This window comes from Pseudarthrobacter raffinosi (assembly GCF_023913835.1).
GTDB lineage: Bacteria > Actinomycetota > Actinomycetes > Actinomycetales > Micrococcaceae > Arthrobacter > Arthrobacter raffinosi.
In genome coordinates this window covers 202,209-219,591 of sequence record NZ_JAMXBG010000004.1, presented here as the reverse complement: position 1 = coordinate 219,591, position 17,383 = coordinate 202,209, and the positions used below count along the sequence as shown (strand labels likewise).

Genomic DNA, 17,383 nt, shown 5'->3' with positions numbered 1-17,383 from the left:
CTCAGTCCTCCTCAGCAAGCAGCGCCGTGATATCAGAATCGTTGAGCCGCCGGAAGGCTCTGCGGAAACCCCGGGAGGTCTCCGACTGCCTGTCCAGCACGGCAACCTCCACGGCCTTGGCGGGAAGGGTTCCTCCCGCTTCGCCCTGTTCAGCGGCCGGGTCTGGGCCGCTGGCCAGGCCGCGGGTAGCCAGGCGGACAGCGCCTGCGAAACGCAGCGACGGTCGCCAGCCCTCGGCGATGACCGCCGAGACACGCTCCGCCTGGCCGCCCATCACGATGAAGCCGTGCTCGTCGGCGATGGACCCGTCGAAGGTGAGCCGGTAGAGGTGGTCCAGTTCCGGCGTGGGGCCAACCTCGGCGACGGCCAGTTCCACTTCGAAGGGTTTCTGTTCTGCGGTGAAGACGGCACCGAGGCTCTGCGCGTAGACACTCGCGAGCCCGCGTGCGGTGACGTCCTCGCGGTCGTAGGAGTAACCACGGACATCGGCGTACCGCACTCCGGCCTGGCGCAGGCTTTCGAATTCGTTGTACTTGCCGACGGCAGCAAACGCGATTTTGTCGTAGATCTCGCCGATCTTATGCAGTGAGGGTGAGGGGTTCTCAGCGACCAGGGCAATACCGTCCTGGCAGCTGATGACCACCACGGACCTGCCGCGGGCGATGCCCTTCCGTGCGAAGTCCGCACGGTCCTTCATCAGTTGTTCAGGCGAGACATAGAACTGCTGCGTCATCTTAGGCCTCCCGCCGTTCGGCGGACCTGGCTTCGATAATCCTGCCCGCCACAGTGGCGAGCTCGGATTCGGGGATCCGCCGCGCGCCATCCCTGTTCACGGTGTACACCACCGGCCACAATTGACGGACGGGATCTGGACCACCTGTGGCGGAGTCGTCGTCGGCCGCGTCGTAAAGGGACTCGACCGCCACGGAGACTGCCTCGGCTTCGGCCAGGTTGGGCCGCCAGAGCTTCTTCAGCGCGCCGCGGGCAAAAACGGAACCGGAGCCGACCGTGTGGTGCTCGCGTTCCTCGTACCTGCCGCCGGTGACGTCGTAGGAGAAGAGCCGGCCCACGCCGGCAGTTGTGTCGAAGCCGGCGAACAGCGGCACGACGGCGAGTCCCTGCAGGGCCATCGGCAGGTTCCCGCGGATCATGGCCCCCAGCCGGTTGGCTTTGCCGTCGAGGCTCAGCAGGGTGCCCTCGATCTTTTCGTAGTGCTCCAGCTCCACCTGGAAGAGCCGCGTCAGGTCAATCGCGATGCCGGCCGTGCCGGCGATCCCCAGCACTGAATACCTGTCGGCCGGGAACACCTTTTCGATGTGCCGGCTGGCAATGACGTTGCCCATGGTGGCCCGCCGGTCCCCGGCCATCAGGACGCCGCCGCCATAGCTCATTGCCACGATCGTCGTGGCATGGGGTACCTGCAGCGGAGCTGTCGCCGCCGCTGCAGCAGGCATGGCACGGTTGTACGGAAGCAGGTCCGGACGGTCGCGCTGCAGATGCTCGGTGAATGAGGATGTCGCGTTGCCGGCTACCTGGTTGGCGGTTGTTTCCTGCACTGATGCACTCCTTGTACGTGGTCCTTCAACGTCGGTACAGATTCCGGCCGGACGCGGCTTCCGCCACCCATCCGGACCGGGTTACTGGCCGCCCTTTTGGACGAAGGCGCGGACGAACTCCTCGGCGTTGGATTCCAGGACGCCGTCGATTTCATCCAGGAGGTCGTCGACGCCCTGGGTGGCGGCCGATGCCTGGGCTTCCGGGGCTGCCGGAGGCGCCTCCGGGATCTCGTCCTCGACCTGGCTGTCGTGTGATTGTGGCTTCTGCTGCTCCTGGCCTGCCATGGTGATCACTCCTCTAAATCCTCGGATCCGGGCGGATCTGCTGATACGCCCATATTGCCACGCTGTCCGCCCGACGGCGCGGTTTACGCCGCAGGCGGAGCGGTGTTATGCCCCAAAAGTTCGGCGAGGAACGGACCGGCCGCCCGGTGGCGGGCAAAGAGCCCTCCCGTGAGGGCCTTGGTGCCGCGCAGGGGTTCCCGGGTTGGCACGCGCTGAAGCCGGCCGTAGCCCGGAACGTCGAAGATGACCGAGTCCCAGCTGGCCCCCACCACGTCTTTGCCGAAGCTGCTGATGCAACGTCCGCGGAAGAAGGCACGAGTGTCCGACGGCGGTTCGGTCATCGCTGCGGCGATGGCTCCGTCGTCGACGATCCGCTGCATGCGGTTCCGTGCCAGGAACCGGTAGTACAGTCCCTTCTCCGGCCTGATGTCTGCCCACTGGAGGTCCACGAGGCCGAGCCTCGCGTCACCCCAGGCAAGGTTGTCGCGGTTCCGGTAACCCTCGAGGAGGGAGAGCTTGGCCAGCCACTCCACGGACGTGGCCGCCGCGTTCCTGTCGGAATCGAGCTGGGTCAGCGTGGCAGCCCAGCGCTCCAGCACCTGATGCGTATGGCCGTCCCCGTCCACGGCATCGGCAACGCCGGTGTCTTGCGCCAGCTTGGCCGCCGCCTCGTGGTAAATCCATTGCAGGTCCAGGGCCGTCACGCGGCGCCCGTCCAGCAGCCTGAGTTTGGCTGTCAGCGACGTGTCGTGGCTGACTGTCTGGAGGGCTGCGACGGGTTCGTGCACCTCCACCTTGGGCGCCAGCCCGGCCTCGATCAGGCTCAGGACCATGGCAGTGGTGCCGAACTTGAGGTAGTTGGAGGATTGGCTCAGGTTGGCGTCACCGATGATCACATGCAGGCGCCGGTATTTATCGGCGGTGGCGTGTGGCTCATCCCGGGTGTTGATGATGGGACGCCGGATGGTGGTTTCCAGGCCCACCTCCGCCTCGAAGAAGTCTGCGCGCTGGCTGATCTGGTACCCGGGTGTGGAGCTGTCCTGCCCCAGGCCCACCCGCCCGGCGCCGCAGATGATCTGCCGCGTGACGAAGAACGGCGTCAGCCCCCGCACGATGTCCCCGAAGGGTACCGAGCGTGGCATGAGGTAGTTCTCGTGGGAGCCGTAGGAGACAGACTTGTTGTCCGTATTGTTCTTGTACAGGTTGACCGGGGGCAGCTCGGGATCCGCGGCCAGGCGGCGGACTGCCGCCAGCGCGACGAGGTCCCCGGCGGCATCCCAGATCACCGCATCGCGGGGGTTGGTCACCTCCGCACTGGAGTACTCCGGGTGGGCATGATCCACGTACAAGCGGGCTCCGTTGCCCAGGACCATGTTCATCAGGAGGCTGCCGGACTCGTCCTCACCGTCCAGTTCCAATTCCTCGCGGCCGTAGGCAAGCGCCACCGCTTCGGCGTCGAGTACCGGCGGCTGGTCTGTCAGCTGGCTGGGGTGGGCCGACGCCCTTTCCAGGGTCCAGCCACGGGCGTCGTGGAGGGGCTCCTCGTCCGTGTAATCCCACCGGGTCTCTGCCCCTCCAGCCGCCCTTTGCCGCGTCACCTGGGCATAAGCCTGGACAACGCGGGCGGACATCATGGTGGCGTTTGCTCCGGGCGCGGACGGGGCGTGGATGCCGTATTCCGTTTCCGCCCCCATGACACGCATGGCCCCGCCGGCCGGGAGCCCAACCCCGCCGGCGCGTTCCGGGGCTGCCGTCACAGGTACTGTCCCGTGTTCGGCATCGTTTCGATGGACTTGCCGGGCTCCTGGCCTGCCTTACCCTGCACGATGGTGCGGATGTAGGTGATCCGTTCGCCCTTCTTACCTGAGATCCTCGCCCAGTCGTCCGGGTTGGTGGTGTTGGGCATGTCCTCGTGCTCGCGGAATTCATCCACCACGGCACGCAGCAGGTGCTCGATCCGGAGACCCTTCTGGTGCAGCGTCAGGAGATCCTTGATGGCGTACTTCTTGGCCCGGTCCACAACATTCTGGACTACGGCGCCTGAATTGAAGTCCTTGAAGTACAGCATTTCCGTATCGCCGTTGGCGTAGGTGACTTCCAGGTACTCGTTGGACTTCTCCGTGGAGTACATGGCTTCAACCGTGCGCTGGACCATGGCGTCCACCGTCGCCTGGACGTCACCGCTGTGTTCGGCGAGGTCGGACTCGTGGAACGGCAGGTCCGTGGTGATGTATTTGTTGAAAATATCCGCCGCGGCCTCTGCATCGGGGCGCTGGATCTTGACTTTCACGTCCAGGCGGCCGGGGCGGAGGATGGCGGGGTCGATCATGTCCTCGCGGTTGGATGCACCGATCACAATGACGTTGTCCAGCCGCTCCACGCCGTCGATCTCACTCAGCAGCTGCGGGACGATGGTGGTCTCGACGTCTGAGGAGATCCCGGTTCCGCGCGTACGGAACAGGGAATCCATTTCATCAAAGAAAACTACCACGGGGCTGCCGTCCGAAGCCTTCTCCCGGGCCCGGGAGAAAATCAGGCGGATGTGGCGCTCTGTCTCGCCCACGTACTTGTCCAGAAGCTCCGGACCCTTGATGTTGAGGAAATAGCTCTTCAGGTCCACATTGCCGGACCGCTCCGCTGCCCGGGCGGCGAGGGAGTTGGCAACAGCCTTGGCAATCAGGGTCTTGCCGCACCCTGGCGGACCGTACAGCAGAATGCCCTTCGGGGCTTTCAGCCCATGCTCGCGGTAAAGGTCCGGGTGCAGGAACGGCAGTTCCACTGCGTCCCGGATCTGCTCGATCTGCGGACCGAGGCCGCCGATGTCCTCGTACGTGATGTCGGGGACTTCTTCGAGGACCAGGTTCTCTACTTCGGAGCGGGGCACTTTTTCGAGGGCGTAACCGGTGCGCGAGTCGATGGACAGTGCGTCCCCCACCCTGAGCTTTTCGGTGAGCAGGGCTCCGGAGAGCCTGATGACACGCTCCTCGTCCGCCCGCCCCACCACCAGCGCGCGGTCCGTTCCGAGCATTTCCTTCAGGGTTGCGAGTTCGCCGGCGCGTTCGTAGCCGAGGCCGGCAACAATAAGCAGTGCCTCGTTGAGGAGGACCTCCTGGCCGACCGCCAGCTGGTTGATGTTGACGAGGGGGCTGATGCCCACCCGCATCTTCCGGCCGGCGTTGAAAATGTCCACCGATTCCTCGGTGGCAGCCTGGCCGCTATTGCCCGCTGACGGCAGCCGCCTGGGATTGAGCTGCAGGACGGTGCCGAAGCTGTACGGTGGCTGGCCCTCCTGGTCCAAGGCATTTTTCAGCCGCAGAATCTCGGCCTTGGCCGCTTCCAGCATGCTGACAAGCTTCGCGTTGTTCTGCGTCGCGGCCGCCAGCTGGCGGTCAATGTGCCTGAGTTTGTCGCGGAGGACATTCGCCTGCCGGTCCGCAGCCGACAGTTCGTTGGCGGCCGACTGCTCCGCCGGTGTACGTCCGGAGTCCTGATTCGGCGTCTCCATGGTGCATTAGCCCCTTCCTGCTCTTCTTCTTAAGACCTTAGCCCCAAGTTGGCAGGTACTGCTGGAGACTCCCGAAATGTGGACTAGTTCGTGATCTCCGGTTCGTCCTTGACGTTGGTGCCGGCAATGGCATCGCGCGCGGCGCGGCGGAGCTTCTTGTCGGAAACCAGTCGTTCGCCGACGGCACCGGGTGTCCAGGCGTTGACGTCTTCTTCGTTGAAGCCGGTCTTCGACGGACGGCGCTTGACGGAGATGCCGGTGACCCCGTCGGCAAGGCGGCGGGTGACCAGAAGGAAGCCGGTGTGGGCAACCATGCGGTGGTCCGGGCGGACGGCAAGGCCCTCAAGGTGCCAGCCGCGGACCATGGACTCCCAGGCGTCGGGTTCGGTGAAGCGGCCGTCAGCCCTGATGGCTTCCGCGGTCCGGGACAGCTGGGTGACCGTGGCCACGTAGTTGATCCAGACGCCGCCGGGTGCGAGGACCGTGGCAACGGCGTCGAGGCATTCCCAGGGTGCCAGCATGTCCAGCACTACACGGTCCACGGAGCCGGGCGCCTCGCTGCGGACTACTTCCTCCTGGAAGTCGCCAAGGGAGATCCCCCACGCCGGGTGCGGGCCGCCAAAGATGGTTTCCACATTCCCGCGGGCAATGTCCGCAAATTCCTCACGGCGCTCGAAGGAGTGGAGGTAGCCGTTGTCGCCAACGGCCCGGAGCAGCGAGATGGACAGCGCTCCGGAGCCAACGCCGGCTTCAACAACCCTGGCGCCGGGGAAGATATCGGCCATGGTGACGATCTGGCCGGCGTCCTTCGGGTAGACCACTGCGGCGCCACGCGGCATGGAAAGGACAAAGTCCGAAAGGAGGGGGCGCAGCGTCTGGTACTGCTGGCCGACGTTGTTCACGACGACTGACCCATCTGCTTTTCCGATGATCTCGTCGTGGTTCAGGAAGCCGCGGTGCGTGTGGAAGGCGCCGCCGCTTTCGAGAGAGATCGTGTTCATGCGGCCGCGCTCGTCGGTCAGCTGGACCCGTTCGCCTTCACGGAAAGGCCCGCGGCGGCGGGCAGCTCCCACCGGCTGGGTGCCATTGGCGGCAACACCGGTGGTGGTTGGTGCTGCGGCTTCGGCGGCAGTTTCGCTGCTCATGGATTTTCCTCGCTCCTGTAAAACTGTGGGGCCACGCATCGAAATAGGTCCGCCGGGTGCGGCGCAGGCCTCCGGGCGGCCACGCGGCGGCAATGCACGGCCGGCACGTAACTCTACCGGCTTTGACCCTGAGGATGCCTATTTGACGGGTCAGCCTTGCCGGTGATGGCGGCCACCACCACGTTCTGCGCCAGAAGTCCGGTGACCGTTCCGTGATGGTCCACCACGGCATATTCGTGACCGTCCAGCTGGGAAAGGTACTGGATCAGTTCCTGCCCCTGGGACGACTCAGGTACGTAGGCTCCCGCCGCGAGGGCATAGGACACTGCCGTGGCAGGCGTGGAGTCGGCGGCGTAGTCAGGAACCGCGGCGAGGGCACCGGGATCCACAACACCCTGCGGGCGTCCATCCGGCCCGCAGACCACAACGGCGCGTGAACCGTCCGGTGACAGCCTGCGGATGTCCGCCACCACCGCGGTGGCTGGAATTCCGACGGCGGGAGCCGCCAGGGCAGCGGCGCTGACCAGATGCATCCTTCCGCGCAGGGTGCCCTGCTGGATTGCGGCGCTGGCACCCATCCAGAGGAAGCCGCCAACGAGGACGGTGATCATCAGGAGGCTGATATCTGGTGTCTCACCGGCCAGCAGCGGCCGGGCAATGAACCAGAAGCCCAGCGCTACCACGATGACGCGGCCGGCCCAGCCGGCGGCGACGGTGCCTTTGGCCTGGCTCCCGGTTGCTTTCCAGACGGCCGACTCAACGATCCTGCCCCCGTCCAGCGGGAGTCCGGGCAGGACATTGAAGATGCCGATGACGAAGTTGGCCCACATAAAGATGTTTGTGAGTATTTCGGCCACGGTGCCCATGCTGGTGGTGGAGAGGACCACCCAGGCGCCGCCGGCGAGGACCAGGTTGGCAGCCGGCCCGGCCAGCGCCACGATGACCGAGCGCGCCGGCGTCGCCGTGAAATTCTCAAACTGGGTGTGGCCGCCCCAGAGATTCAGCACGATCTTCTGCGTGGGCCAGCCGTAGATCTTGGCCGTGAGGGCGTGCGCCAGTTCGTGGACCAGGACTGAGATCAGGAGCAGCAGGGCGTACGCGAACGCCATGTAGTAGGCGGAAATGCCCAACACCGGATTCTGCTCCAACAGCAGGGGTCCGTAGACAATGACGGTAAAGGCGGCGATCACAAACCACGAGTAGGCCAGAATGACCGGGATTCCGGCGATCCTGCCGAGCGGTATTCCTTCGCGGCGGGCGGGGGCGGGCGCGGAACTCATGACGGGCTCCCCGTCACAGGCATTGCAGATCCAGCCACCGCGGCGGCCAGGCTGCCCGCGGCGATGGCCTCCAGCTCGGAAACGGTGCGGCCGGCCAGGGATTCCCAGGTGGTGTGCCCGGGATCGTGGGGGATCGGGACAATGTGCGGAATGGCGACGGTGGCGACGCCCGAGGCCACAGCAGCAGCCACTCCCGGTGCGGAGTCCTCAAGGGCGACGCAGTGATCCACGGTCAGGTCCGGGTCCGCTTCCTGAAGCAGCTCCACTGCCTTCAGGTATGCTTCCGGGTGCGGCTTGCCCTGGGTGACGGTGTCCCCCGTGACCAGGAATTCGAAGTAACGCTTGGGCAGGCTCGCGACAATTTCGCGGGCCAACGGCTCCTCCGACATGGTCACCAGCGCGCACCGCACACCGGCGACGTGCAGGTCATCCAGCAGTTCCCGCGCACCGGGACGCCAAGGAACAGAGTGCCGGACGCTCCTGATGACCTCAGAGGTCAGGGTGTCGATGATCTCCCGGCGCTCCAGCCGGACACCGGCTGCCTGCAGGATTCCGGCCGAATACGTCAGCGACTGACCCACGAGCTGCATGGCCTGCCCATGTGACCATGTGCCGCCATGCGCTTCCACAAGGGCGTGCTCCGCGGCAATCCAGTAGCGTTCAGTGTCCACAATGGTGCCGTCCATATCCCAAAGAACGGCTCTGAGCGGGGAAACGGAGGGTAGGGATCGCATGTTCCCAGTCTACGGGGCGCACCTGAACGCCAGCCGGTGGATACGCCCTCGGCGAATATCAGCTTTGCCTTTGGGCGCGCACGCGCCCCGGCGCACTTTTTGGCTCTTCATTCAATGCGTCGCGCCGGTTCTTGGACGTAGGGTGATGAGATGAATAGCTTCGACGGAGACACCGCGGAACCGGGTGCCGCACCTGAACCGGAGCAGTTCCTGCTGCCAGTGGCGGACGGGGAGCGCATTACTGTGATGCTGGCCGCATTTGAAGGCTGGAACGATGCCGGCGAAGCCGCCAGTGATTCCTTGCGCTACCTGAACAGGGTTTGGGGCGGCAAGAAGGTCGCGTCCATTGACGCCGACGAATACTACGATTTCCAGTTCACGCGTCCCACGGTCCGAAGGAACGCCTCGGGGGAACGCAAGATCAAGTGGCCCTCCACACGGATCTACAAGGCCAGTGCGCCGGATTCGAACGTGGACGTCATTTTCGTCCAGGGCATTGAGCCGTCCTACAAGTGGCGGGCCTATACGGCGGAACTGCTGGTCCACGCCGAAGCGCTGAAGGTGGACTACGTGGTCCTGGTGGGGGCCCTTCTGGCAGACGTTCCGCACAGCAGGCCGATTCCGGTCAGCACGTCCTCTGACGACGCTGTGTTGCGGGAACGCCTCAACCTTGAAGCATCCCAGTATGAAGGTCCCGTCGGCATCGTCGGAGTACTGTCCGAAGTGTCCCTCCTGGCGGGCCTTCCGACTGTTTCCCTTTGGGCAGCCGTCCCGCATTACGTGGCCCAGGCCCCGTCACCCAAGGCACAGCTGGCTCTCCTGCACCGGGTCGAGGAATTGATCCAGGTCCCGCTGGACACGCACGAACTGGCGGAAGAGGCAGCTGCGTGGGAGCGCGGCGTCGATGAGTTGGCTACCGAGGATCCTGAGATCGCCGCGTACGTCCGCCAGCTGGAAGAGGCAAAAGATACGGCCGATCTTCCGGAGGCGAGCGGCGAATCCATCGCGCGGGAGTTTGAGCGCTATCTCAAGCGTCGGGGCCGGGACAAGCCCTAAAGTACGACGCCGAGCAAGGCGTCCAGGGCGTCCCTGACCAGGGCCTGATCATGCTGGCTGCCCGCTGCCGCGGCGGAGTCCGCCGAGGCAGCCCAGCGGTCAACAGCTTCCAGGGCGGCCGGTGCGTTCAGGTCAGATGCAAGGGCGGACCTCATTTCTGCGATCAGGCCGGGGGCCGATCCTTCCGGCGAGGTGGCGACGGCGCTGCGCCACGCAGCCAGGCGGTCCTTCGCGGCTTCAAACCCTTCAGCGGTCCAGGACCAGTCTGAACGGTAATGGTGGGCCAGGATGGCCAGGCGGATGGCAGCCGGATCTTCTCCCTCGGCCCGAAGTTTGGACACCAGGACCAGGTTGCCCTTGGACTTGCTCATCTTTTCGCCGTCCAGGCCCACCATGCCGGCGTGGGCATAGTGGTGGGCCAGCGGCACTTCGGCGAGGGAATAGGCGTGACCGGCGCCCATCTCGTGGTGCGGGAAGATGAGGTCAGAGCCGCCGCCCTGGACAGTGAAGGGAGCCGGCAGGTACCGCTGGGCGATGACCGTGCATTCGATGTGCCAGCCAGGCCTGCCCTGGCCCAACTCACCGCCCGGCCAGCTGGGCTCGCCGTCACGGGCAACCCGCCAGAGCAGGGGGTCCAGGGCCTGCCGCTTGCCGGCCCGGCCCGGGTCGCCGCCGCGTTCGGCGAACAGTTCCAGCATTTCGGCTTCACCAAGGCGGGAGATCGAGCCCAGGGTCCAGGCATCCGGGGCGACCGACTGCTTGCCGGCAGCTTCGACGTCGTAGTAGACGTCGCCGTCGGGCTCCCCTGCCGTACCAGGGACGCGGTAGGCCAGCCCCAGCCGGACCAGCCGTTCGATGGCCGGAACAATGATGTCAACTGATTCAACGGCACCCACGTAGTGGTCCGGCGAGAGGACGTTCAGGGCCTCCATATCGGTCTGGAAGAGTTCAATCTGGCTCGCGGCCAGGTCCCGCCAGTCCACACCGGTGGCAGTCGCGCGCTCCAGCAGGGGGTCGTCGACGTCGGTGACGTTCTGGACGTAGGAAACCTGCTGGCCGGCGTCACGCCAGGCCCTGTTCAGCAGGTCGAAGGCCACGTAGCTGGCCGCATGGCCCATGTGGGTTGCGTCGTAGGGAGTGATCCCGCAGACGTACATGGATTGCTCTCCCCCGGCCCGGAGCGTGACCTCACTCCCCTTAGCGGTATCGAACAGCCGGATGGCAGGCATGGCGCCGGGCAGCGCAGGGACAGGGCGGGAGGTCCAGGATTTCACAGCCTAAGCCTACGGCTAGGCGCTGATGACATTGAAACCGAGCAAGAGATACAGGGCCAGGCCCAGGAAGATCCGGTACCAGACGAAGAGCCGGTAGCTTCGGGTGGAAATGAACTTGAGGAACCAACCGATGATCACGTAGCCCACCACCAGGGCGATGACGGTGGCCAGCGCCGTCTCCGGAAGGCCGTAGGGGCCGGTGATGCCTTCCTTGGAGACCACCTTATACAGCTGGTAAAGGCCGCTGCCGAACACCGCCGGGATAGCCAGGAGGAACGAATACCGCGCGGCGGCTTCGCGCGTGTAGCCCATCAGGAGACCTGCGGTGATGGTGCCGCCGGATCGCGACACGCCGGGAATAAGAGCCAGGGCCTGGGCGAAGCCGTACAAAATGCCGTGTTTGTAGGTGAGCTGGGTGAGGTCCCGGTCCTGCTTTCCGATCGCGTCGGCCACGGCCAGAAAGAGCCCGAAGACAATCAGCATGGTGGCTACGAGCCACAGGCTCCTCAGCACCGACTCGATCTGGTCCTGGAACAGCAGACCCAGCACGATGATGGGGAGGCTGCCCAGGATCACCAGCCAGCCCATGCGGGCATCCGGGTCCTGCCGGGAGACTTTTCCGGTCAGCGATCCCGCCCAAGCCTTGACGATCCGCACGATGTCGCGCCAGAAGTAGATCACCACCGCCGTTTCGGTACCAAGCTGCGTGATGGCGGTAAACGCGGCTCCGGGATCGGATGCGTTGGGCAGGAACTGCCCCACAATCCGCAGGTGCGCGCTCGATGAAATCGGTAGAAATTCGGTCAGTCCCTGCACTAGGCCCAGCAGGGCCGCCTCAAACCAGTTCACGCTAAGACCCTACGTCATGGACACTGTTGATTCCCCGTAAGCTTGCAGCTATGCAGCAGCGTTACGTCGGCAACAGTGGATTGCGAGTCTCCGCCCTTTCCCTCGGCACCATGTCCTGGTCCGGCGATACCGACGAACAGGACGCCTCGGAGATATTGCGGACATTTATCGATGGTGGCGGAAAACTTATAGATACCGCGGCGTCTTACGCCGACGGCCGCGCCGAGGCGATGATCGGCTCTCTCCTGGGTGACGTCGTCTCCCGCACCGAAGTCTGCATTTCCACCAAGGCGGGGATGTCGACGTCGGACGGCCGGCGCACGGTGGACACGTCACGCAACGCGATGCTCACCGGCCTGGACGCAAGTCTGGCCAGGCTGGGGACTGACTACGTGGATATCTGGTTTGCCCAGGCATGGGACGGCAATGTCCCGCTGGACGAGACCCTGTCCGCGCTTGAATTCGCGCTCCGGAGCGGCCGCGCCCGCTATGCGGGCATCTCCAACTTCAACGGGTGGCAAAGCGCCAAGGCTGCGGCGGTGGCCGGATTTCCGCTCGTAGCCGCGCAGGCTGAATATTCACTCCTGCAGCGAAAGGCGGAAGCGGAACTGGTTCCCGCCGTCGAAGATGCCGGCCTGGGGCTGATGGCCTGGGCTCCGCTGGGACGTGGCGTTCTGACTGGCAAGTACCGCGGCGCCATTCCCGCCGATTCCCGGGCGGCAAGAACAGACTCCGCACCCTACGTAGAGCCGTATCTGGAGGCGCAGCCGTCCAGCGTAGTGGAAGCCGTGGCCATGGCGGCCAAGGGCCTGGGCCGGACACCGCTGGATGTCTCGCTGAGCTGGCTATTGTCCCAGCATGGCGTGGCCACTGCCATCATCGGGCCCCGGACTCCCGTGCAGGCGAAAGAAATCATGGCCGCCCAACTAACCAGGCTGCCGCCCGAAATTGCCCGCGCGCTCGAGGACGTTTCCCTGCCCGGCTGAGTTTCCGTGCCGGCGGAGACGCCGTTCAGGGCCGCAGCGTTGGGTCGTTGCCCGCGATGGCGGCGTGGAGTTCTCAGTCCTCGAGAATTTCCAGGTCCTCGTCGTCATCGATGCCGGCTTCATCGTCCTCATCTTCTTCATCATCGAAGACCTGAAGGGGTGTAACTTCGCTGTAAGCCTCGTAGAGTGCGTCTTCATAAACCTCGAAAGCATCCGCGACCGCAAAAAAAGCCGCTTCCACCGCGGGATCGCCATCTCCACGCCGGTTGGATGCTGCTATAAGGTGTTCTTCCAAGGCGGTTGTCAAGGACTGAAGCGCGACACGCGGATCGATGCTCATGCCTTCACGTTAGCCGGAAAAGGACGAAAATGGAGAGCAATGAAGGAACATTTTCTCACCAGCTCGGTCCAGCGCGAACGGGACATTCTGAGGCAGTACGAGTACCTCGTTCTGACGGTCAGCCCTGACGATTCGCTGCCTGATGCCAGGCGCCGGCTTGTGGAGCATTCCGAGTACGGCAAGTGGGAGCTGGAACGCAGCAAGCTGTATTTGGGCGGCGGCAGGCGCTTCTGGCTCCGCCGCCGGGTGATGCAGGTCCAGCGGACCGTGTAGGAATTGTCCGGCCAGCGGACCGTATAGGGACTAACGGGCCAGCGGCCTGTTCAGTCCTCCAACGGACCCAGCCACGCGTTCGCCACCGTGTTGTGCGCCGACTCATCGTCTGATGGATGGAACATCCCCGCCAGCACGTCCCGGTACAGGCGTTCAAGCTCCGACCCACGAAAGTAGCTGGAGCCGCCACTCACCCTGATGGCCATGTCCACAACCCGGCGGGCCGTTTCAGTTGCATTGACCTTCAGCCCCACAAGTTTGGGAAACCATTGCGGCCCGTGCTCAACGAGCGCATCCACATCGCGGCTGACGGTCAGCAGCTGGGGGTAGAGGTTATCCATGGCCATTGCGGCCTCCGCGATCTTCCAGCGGATATCCGGATCCTGCGCATAGCTGCGGCCGGCATTCTTGAAGGACGTGCGGCGCTTGACGGCCTCAACACCCAGGTTCAGGGCACGTTCGCCAATGCCGGTGTACACGGCAGCCAGCAATGTCTCGAAGCACGCGAAGATGGCGAAAATCAGCGGATCGGCGTTAGGTCCCACCGGAAGTTTGCGGAAGATCCTCTCCGGCGGGACCTCGGCGCCGTCCAGGACGGTGGTGTTTGACTGGCTGGCCCGCATGCCCAGGGTGTTCCAGTCATCCAGGATGGCGTAGCCCGCGGCCTCCCGGCTGATGAACCCGTGCACGAGCTCCCCTTCGCCTTCCCTGGCCTGGCCGTCCTTGCCGAAGATTCCCAGTCGGGTCCAGGCGGGCGAAAGACTCGTGAAGATCTTGGTACCCGTGAAGCTGTACGCCCCGCCCGGCAGGGGAACGGCTGCCGTTTTTGAATCAAAAAGTACCGAATCATTGCCGGCTTCGGAATTGCCGAAGGCGAAGATCTCGCCGTGGGCGGCCTCCTGCAGGACGAAGCCAAGGGAATGGTCCCCCCGTGCGGCCAGGACGTGGGCGACGCCGGTCCAGACCAAATGCATGTTGATGGCCAAGGCGGTGGCCGGGGCCGCCGTTGCCAGCCGCCGCTGGCACTGTGCTGCCGCCGCCAGCCCAAGCCCCAGGCCGCCGTCGGACGCCGGCACAAACAGCCTGAGGTAGCCGGCGGCGGTCAGCTCCTCGAGGTCTTCAAAGAAGAAGGTGTTGTCCCGGTCATAGCCCGCAGCACGGCCGCGGATGGCCTGGAGCAAGGGCTCCGGCAGGACTTCCTCGGGAGTCATGTCCGGGCCGGCTCAGTAATTGGTGAGGAGCGTGTTGAGCACCCGGGCGCCGAACTTCAGCGAATCCACCGGAACCCGCTCGTCCACGCCGTGGAACATCCCGGTGAAATCGAGATCGTCGGGCAGCTGGAGGGGAGCGAAGCCGTAGCCGGTGATACCCAGCCGGCTCAATGACTTGTTGTCCGTGCCGCCGGAGAGCGTATAGGGAAGCACTTTCGCCCCCGGATCCTCGGTGTGCAGGGCGTCGATCATGGAATCCACCAGGTTTCCGGCGAACGGGACTTCAAGCGAGACGTCGCTGTGCACGTAGCTGACCTCGACACCGGAACCGGCAAGCTCCCGCACGACCTCCAGCACGTGGTCCTGCTGGCCCGGGAGCGTCCGGCAGTCCACCAGGGCCTCGGCCGATTCGGGGATGACGTTGTGCTTGTAGCCGCCCTTGAGCAGCGTGGGATTGGTGGTGTTCTGCAGGGTCGCCCCCACAAAGCGCGCCACGGTGCCGAGCTGGTCGAGCAGGCGGTCCGGATTGTCCGGATCGAACTCCACACCCGTGAGTTCGGTCACGCCGTCCAGGAACTGCCGCGTAGTGGGCGTCAGCTCAATCGGCCACTTGTATTCGCCGATCCGGGTTACCGCCGCAGCCAGCCGGGTGACGGCGTTGTCCGTATTGATCTGGGAGCCGTGGCCAGCCCGGCCGTGCGCCACCAGCCGGAGCCAGGAGATGCCCTTCTCAGCCGTCTGCAGGAGGTAGGTGCGCTGCCCGCCGATGGTCGCCGAGAAGCCGCCTACCTCCGAGATGGCTTCAGTTGCGCCTTCGAAGAGCTCGGGCCGCTTGTCGACCGCGTAGCGGGCCCCGTACTCACCGCCGGCTTCCTCGTCGGCGAAGAAGGCAAAAATAATGTCGCGCTTGGGCTTGCGCCCGGATCTGGCCAAATCCCGCATCACAGCAAGGATCATGGCGTCCATGTCTTTCATGTCCACGGCTCCGCGGCCCCAGATGAGTCCGTCTTTGAGCTCCGCACCAAAGGGATCCACCGACCACTGTTCACGCAGGGCGGGCACTACATCGAGGTGCCCGTGCACCACCAACGCGCTGGCGGACGGATCCTCACCGGCCATCCGGGTCACAACACTTGCGCGGCCGGGCGCCGACTCGAAGATCTCGGCTGCGAGGCCCACTTCTTCAATCAGCCCGGCCGTGTATTCCGCGGCCAACCGCTCCCCCGGCCCCGAACCGTCACCGTAGTTCGAGGTATCTATCCGGATAAGTTCCTGGCAGATCCGGACAACTTCATCCTCGGCACGGATGTCAGACATAGAAACTCCTTGGGCAGTGGGAAGGCTGCAAACAACCTGCGTTCTCGTGTGCCCTCAGCCTACCCATCAGCCCCGATTCCATGTTTTCGGAAAGTTCGTGTTAGAGTTTTTCTCGCTGCTTCGGAGAAAAGCGAAACGCTGAAAGGCGGAAACGATCTCCGAATTACCACCTGCGCGGGTGGCGGAATGGCAGACGCGCTAGCTTGAGGTGCTAGTCCTCGAAAGGGGGTGGGGGTTCAAGTCCCCCTCCGCGCACAAATGGGAAAACCCCTGAAATCCACGGATTTCAGGGGTTTTTTCTGTTTCCGTCGACGGCCTAAGCTGGAGCCGTGAATCCAACCCCGCCGCCTGGCCCGCTTGAAGTCGTCGTCCACTCCGGGCCGGCCGACTGGTGGGTAATCCTTGCCGGGCTTGGCCCCTTGGCTGTCCTGATCGCGGCCCTGCTGGCCTTCTACATCAACTGGCGCACCCTGGCCCAGCGCACGTCAGCCGATAAGACAGCGCTGGACCAGAAACGCGAAGCCGACGAGCAGGCGCTCCGGCAGAAGACCGAGGCGGACAGCCGGGCGGAATGGTGGCGACGCACCCAGTGGGCCCTGGACCGGGCCCTGGATCAGGATGAAGGAACCAAGGCCTTGGGGCTTGCGACCTTAAACGTCCTCGCAGGCAGTGAGCTGGCCCGTGCCGAGGAGCTTGAACTGTTCGACGCGGCGTGGGAGTACGTGCCTGGCGGGGACGATAGTGACTGGACCGTCAGCGCAGGGTCCCCTGAACACAAGGACGTGCACGCACGCCCGAATGCCGCCTCTGCGCCGGACAGGAAGGTCACCCCTGCCGAGCACCGGGTTCAGGTGGCGGCCGCCCGGCTGCGCGTGACGCTCGACGAGCGACTGGGGCGGATTACCCCGCCTCAGACCACGGCCTTGGCTAAGGACCTTGACTAGATCTCGCGGCTCGGCCGCCGTGCGCTGACTTTTAGCCCCGGGCACCGTGGTGCCCAATGTCACCCGACGCCGATCCCAGCGGGTGTCCGCACGGAAATATTGGCGCCGCAGAGAAATTTTCTTGCCAGGCTATTGGGGAATACCCGCCGGATGCTGTAGGTTGCATACGCGACAGACGAACCAAAGAAAAGAGATACACCTAAGTGGCAACCGATTACGATGAACTTCGCTCCGACGTCAAGGAGTCGCAGGACAACTCACTCGAGGCACTGCAGTCCGCCAATGCTCCGGACGCCCGCAGCGTCGTCCTCGAGCTCGATGAGGCCGACGGGCTGGATGGCGCCGGCGTTCCGGGAGGCGAATTCGTTGCCGAGGAATTGGTCGTGCAGGTTATCCCGCAGGCTGAGGACGAGTTCACGTGCTACTCCTGCTTCCTGGTCCGGCACCGCTCCCAGATTGCGCGGCAGAAAGACGGACACAGCTACTGCACTGACTGCGAAGGCTGATTCAAGAAACCCGGATATTCTTCCGTGGCGGCCGTGTTCCGCCAGCAGGAAGTTAAGGCACGCCCACGTTTAGTAGGCGTGCCTTTCCGGTTAACAGGCTCGAGTAACAGGCTCGAGCTGAC

18 protein-coding genes and 1 tRNA gene are annotated in these 17,383 nt (G+C 64.6%); 6 read left to right on the top strand and 13 right to left on the bottom strand.

The genetic code is table 11. From position 1 onward, the window contains the following. Position 1: 1 nt before the first annotated feature. From prcA to NG697_RS05945, 8 genes are all read right to left on the bottom strand, one after another. The gene (prcA, locus tag NG697_RS05980) at positions 2–733 is read right to left on the bottom strand and encodes a proteasome subunit alpha (RefSeq protein ID WP_248760570.1); all 732 of its coding nucleotides are present in this window, start codon (positions 731–733) and stop codon (positions 2–4) included. A gap of 1 nt (position 734) precedes the next feature. Further along, positions 735–1,556, bottom strand: coding sequence for a proteasome subunit beta (gene prcB, locus NG697_RS05975; RefSeq protein ID WP_252598827.1), 822 nt, complete (start codon positions 1,554–1,556; stop codon positions 735–737). An 81-nt stretch (positions 1,557–1,637) separates the two neighbouring features. Further along, complete coding sequence (locus tag NG697_RS05970; RefSeq protein WP_056339984.1) at positions 1,638–1,841, bottom strand: ubiquitin-like protein Pup; 204 nt, start codon at positions 1,839–1,841, stop codon at positions 1,638–1,640. A gap of 83 nt (positions 1,842–1,924) precedes the next feature. Then, a complete protein-coding gene (gene dop, locus NG697_RS05965) occupies positions 1,925–3,598 on the bottom strand; it encodes a depupylase/deamidase Dop (protein ID WP_374209897.1) in 1,674 nt (557 codons plus the stop codon). Next, on the bottom strand, positions 3,595–5,346 hold the full coding sequence (arc, locus tag NG697_RS05960) for a proteasome ATPase (protein ID WP_252598826.1): 1,752 nt from the start codon (positions 5,344–5,346) through the stop codon (positions 3,595–3,597). The genes dop and arc overlap by 4 nt, the downstream gene beginning before the upstream one ends. Positions 5,347–5,429: 83 nt before the next feature. After that, positions 5,430–6,491 (bottom strand): tRNA (adenine-N1)-methyltransferase, encoded by a 1,062-nt coding sequence (locus tag NG697_RS05955; RefSeq protein WP_252598825.1) that lies wholly within the window; start codon positions 6,489–6,491, stop codon positions 5,430–5,432. A gap of 113 nt (positions 6,492–6,604) precedes the next feature. After that, on the bottom strand, positions 6,605–7,771 hold the full coding sequence (locus NG697_RS05950) for a site-2 protease family protein (RefSeq protein ID WP_252598824.1): 1,167 nt from the start codon (positions 7,769–7,771) through the stop codon (positions 6,605–6,607). Next, positions 7,768–8,457: an HAD family hydrolase gene (locus tag NG697_RS05945; protein ID WP_252613784.1), complete on the bottom strand. Its 690-nt coding sequence runs from the start codon at positions 8,455–8,457 to the stop codon at positions 7,768–7,770. Before NG697_RS05945 ends, NG697_RS05950 begins: the two co-directional genes overlap by 4 nt. Positions 8,458–8,655: 198 nt before the next feature. Between NG697_RS05945 and NG697_RS05940 the strand changes: the two genes are divergently transcribed. Further along, entirely contained in the window at positions 8,656–9,561 is a 906-nt protein-coding gene (locus tag NG697_RS05940) for a PAC2 family protein (protein WP_056339966.1), read from the top strand. Here NG697_RS05940 and mshC read toward each other — a convergent pair. Continuing rightward, entirely contained in the window at positions 9,558–10,835 is a 1,278-nt protein-coding gene (gene mshC / locus NG697_RS05935) for a cysteine--1-D-myo-inosityl 2-amino-2-deoxy-alpha-D-glucopyranoside ligase (RefSeq protein WP_252598823.1), read from the bottom strand. The genes NG697_RS05940 and mshC overlap by 4 nt on opposite strands. 15 nt (positions 10,836–10,850) lie before the next feature. Beyond that, entirely contained in the window at positions 10,851–11,684 is an 834-nt protein-coding gene (locus tag NG697_RS05930; RefSeq protein ID WP_252565374.1) for an undecaprenyl-diphosphate phosphatase, read from the bottom strand. A gap of 50 nt (positions 11,685–11,734) precedes the next feature. On the opposite strand from NG697_RS05930, the gene NG697_RS05925 reads away from it, so the two are divergent. Next, the gene (locus NG697_RS05925) at positions 11,735–12,670 is read left to right on the top strand and encodes an aldo/keto reductase (RefSeq protein ID WP_252598822.1); all 936 of its coding nucleotides are present in this window, start codon (positions 11,735–11,737) and stop codon (positions 12,668–12,670) included. A gap of 73 nt (positions 12,671–12,743) precedes the next feature. Here NG697_RS05925 and NG697_RS05920 read toward each other — a convergent pair whose 3' ends face one another. Beyond that, on the bottom strand, positions 12,744–13,010 hold the full coding sequence (locus tag NG697_RS05920; RefSeq protein WP_056339953.1) for a hypothetical protein: 267 nt from the start codon (positions 13,008–13,010) through the stop codon (positions 12,744–12,746). A 39-nt stretch (positions 13,011–13,049) separates the two neighbouring features. On the opposite strand from NG697_RS05920, the gene NG697_RS05915 reads away from it, so the two are divergent. Further along, positions 13,050–13,283, top strand: coding sequence for a DUF5703 family protein (locus NG697_RS05915; RefSeq protein WP_056339951.1), 234 nt, complete (start codon positions 13,050–13,052; stop codon positions 13,281–13,283). Positions 13,284–13,333: 50 nt separating this feature from the next. Here NG697_RS05915 and NG697_RS05910 read toward each other — a convergent pair whose 3' ends face one another. Both NG697_RS05910 and NG697_RS05905 read right to left on the bottom strand, forming a co-directional pair. Continuing rightward, positions 13,334–14,494, bottom strand: a complete 1,161-nt coding sequence (locus tag NG697_RS05910) for an acyl-CoA dehydrogenase family protein (RefSeq protein WP_252598821.1) — start codon at positions 14,492–14,494, stop codon at positions 13,334–13,336. Between the two features lie 12 nt (positions 14,495–14,506). Then, the gene (locus tag NG697_RS05905) at positions 14,507–15,811 is read right to left on the bottom strand and encodes a M20/M25/M40 family metallo-hydrolase (protein WP_252598820.1); all 1,305 of its coding nucleotides are present in this window, start codon (positions 15,809–15,811) and stop codon (positions 14,507–14,509) included. A 172-nt stretch (positions 15,812–15,983) separates the two neighbouring features. On the opposite strand from NG697_RS05905, the gene NG697_RS05900 reads away from it, so the two are divergent. The 3 genes from NG697_RS05900 (at position 15,984) to NG697_RS05890 (ending at position 17,261) form a co-directional block, all read left to right on the top strand. Further along, positions 15,984–16,066 (top strand) — tRNA-Leu (locus tag NG697_RS05900). A 74-nt stretch (positions 16,067–16,140) separates the two neighbouring features. Continuing rightward, positions 16,141–16,755 (top strand): hypothetical protein, encoded by a 615-nt coding sequence (locus NG697_RS05895; RefSeq protein WP_252598819.1) that lies wholly within the window; start codon positions 16,141–16,143, stop codon positions 16,753–16,755. 203 nt (positions 16,756–16,958) lie between these two features. Further along, positions 16,959–17,261 (top strand): DUF4193 domain-containing protein, encoded by a 303-nt coding sequence (locus NG697_RS05890; protein WP_056339942.1) that lies wholly within the window; start codon positions 16,959–16,961, stop codon positions 17,259–17,261. The last annotated feature ends 122 nt before the right edge of the window (positions 17,262–17,383 follow it).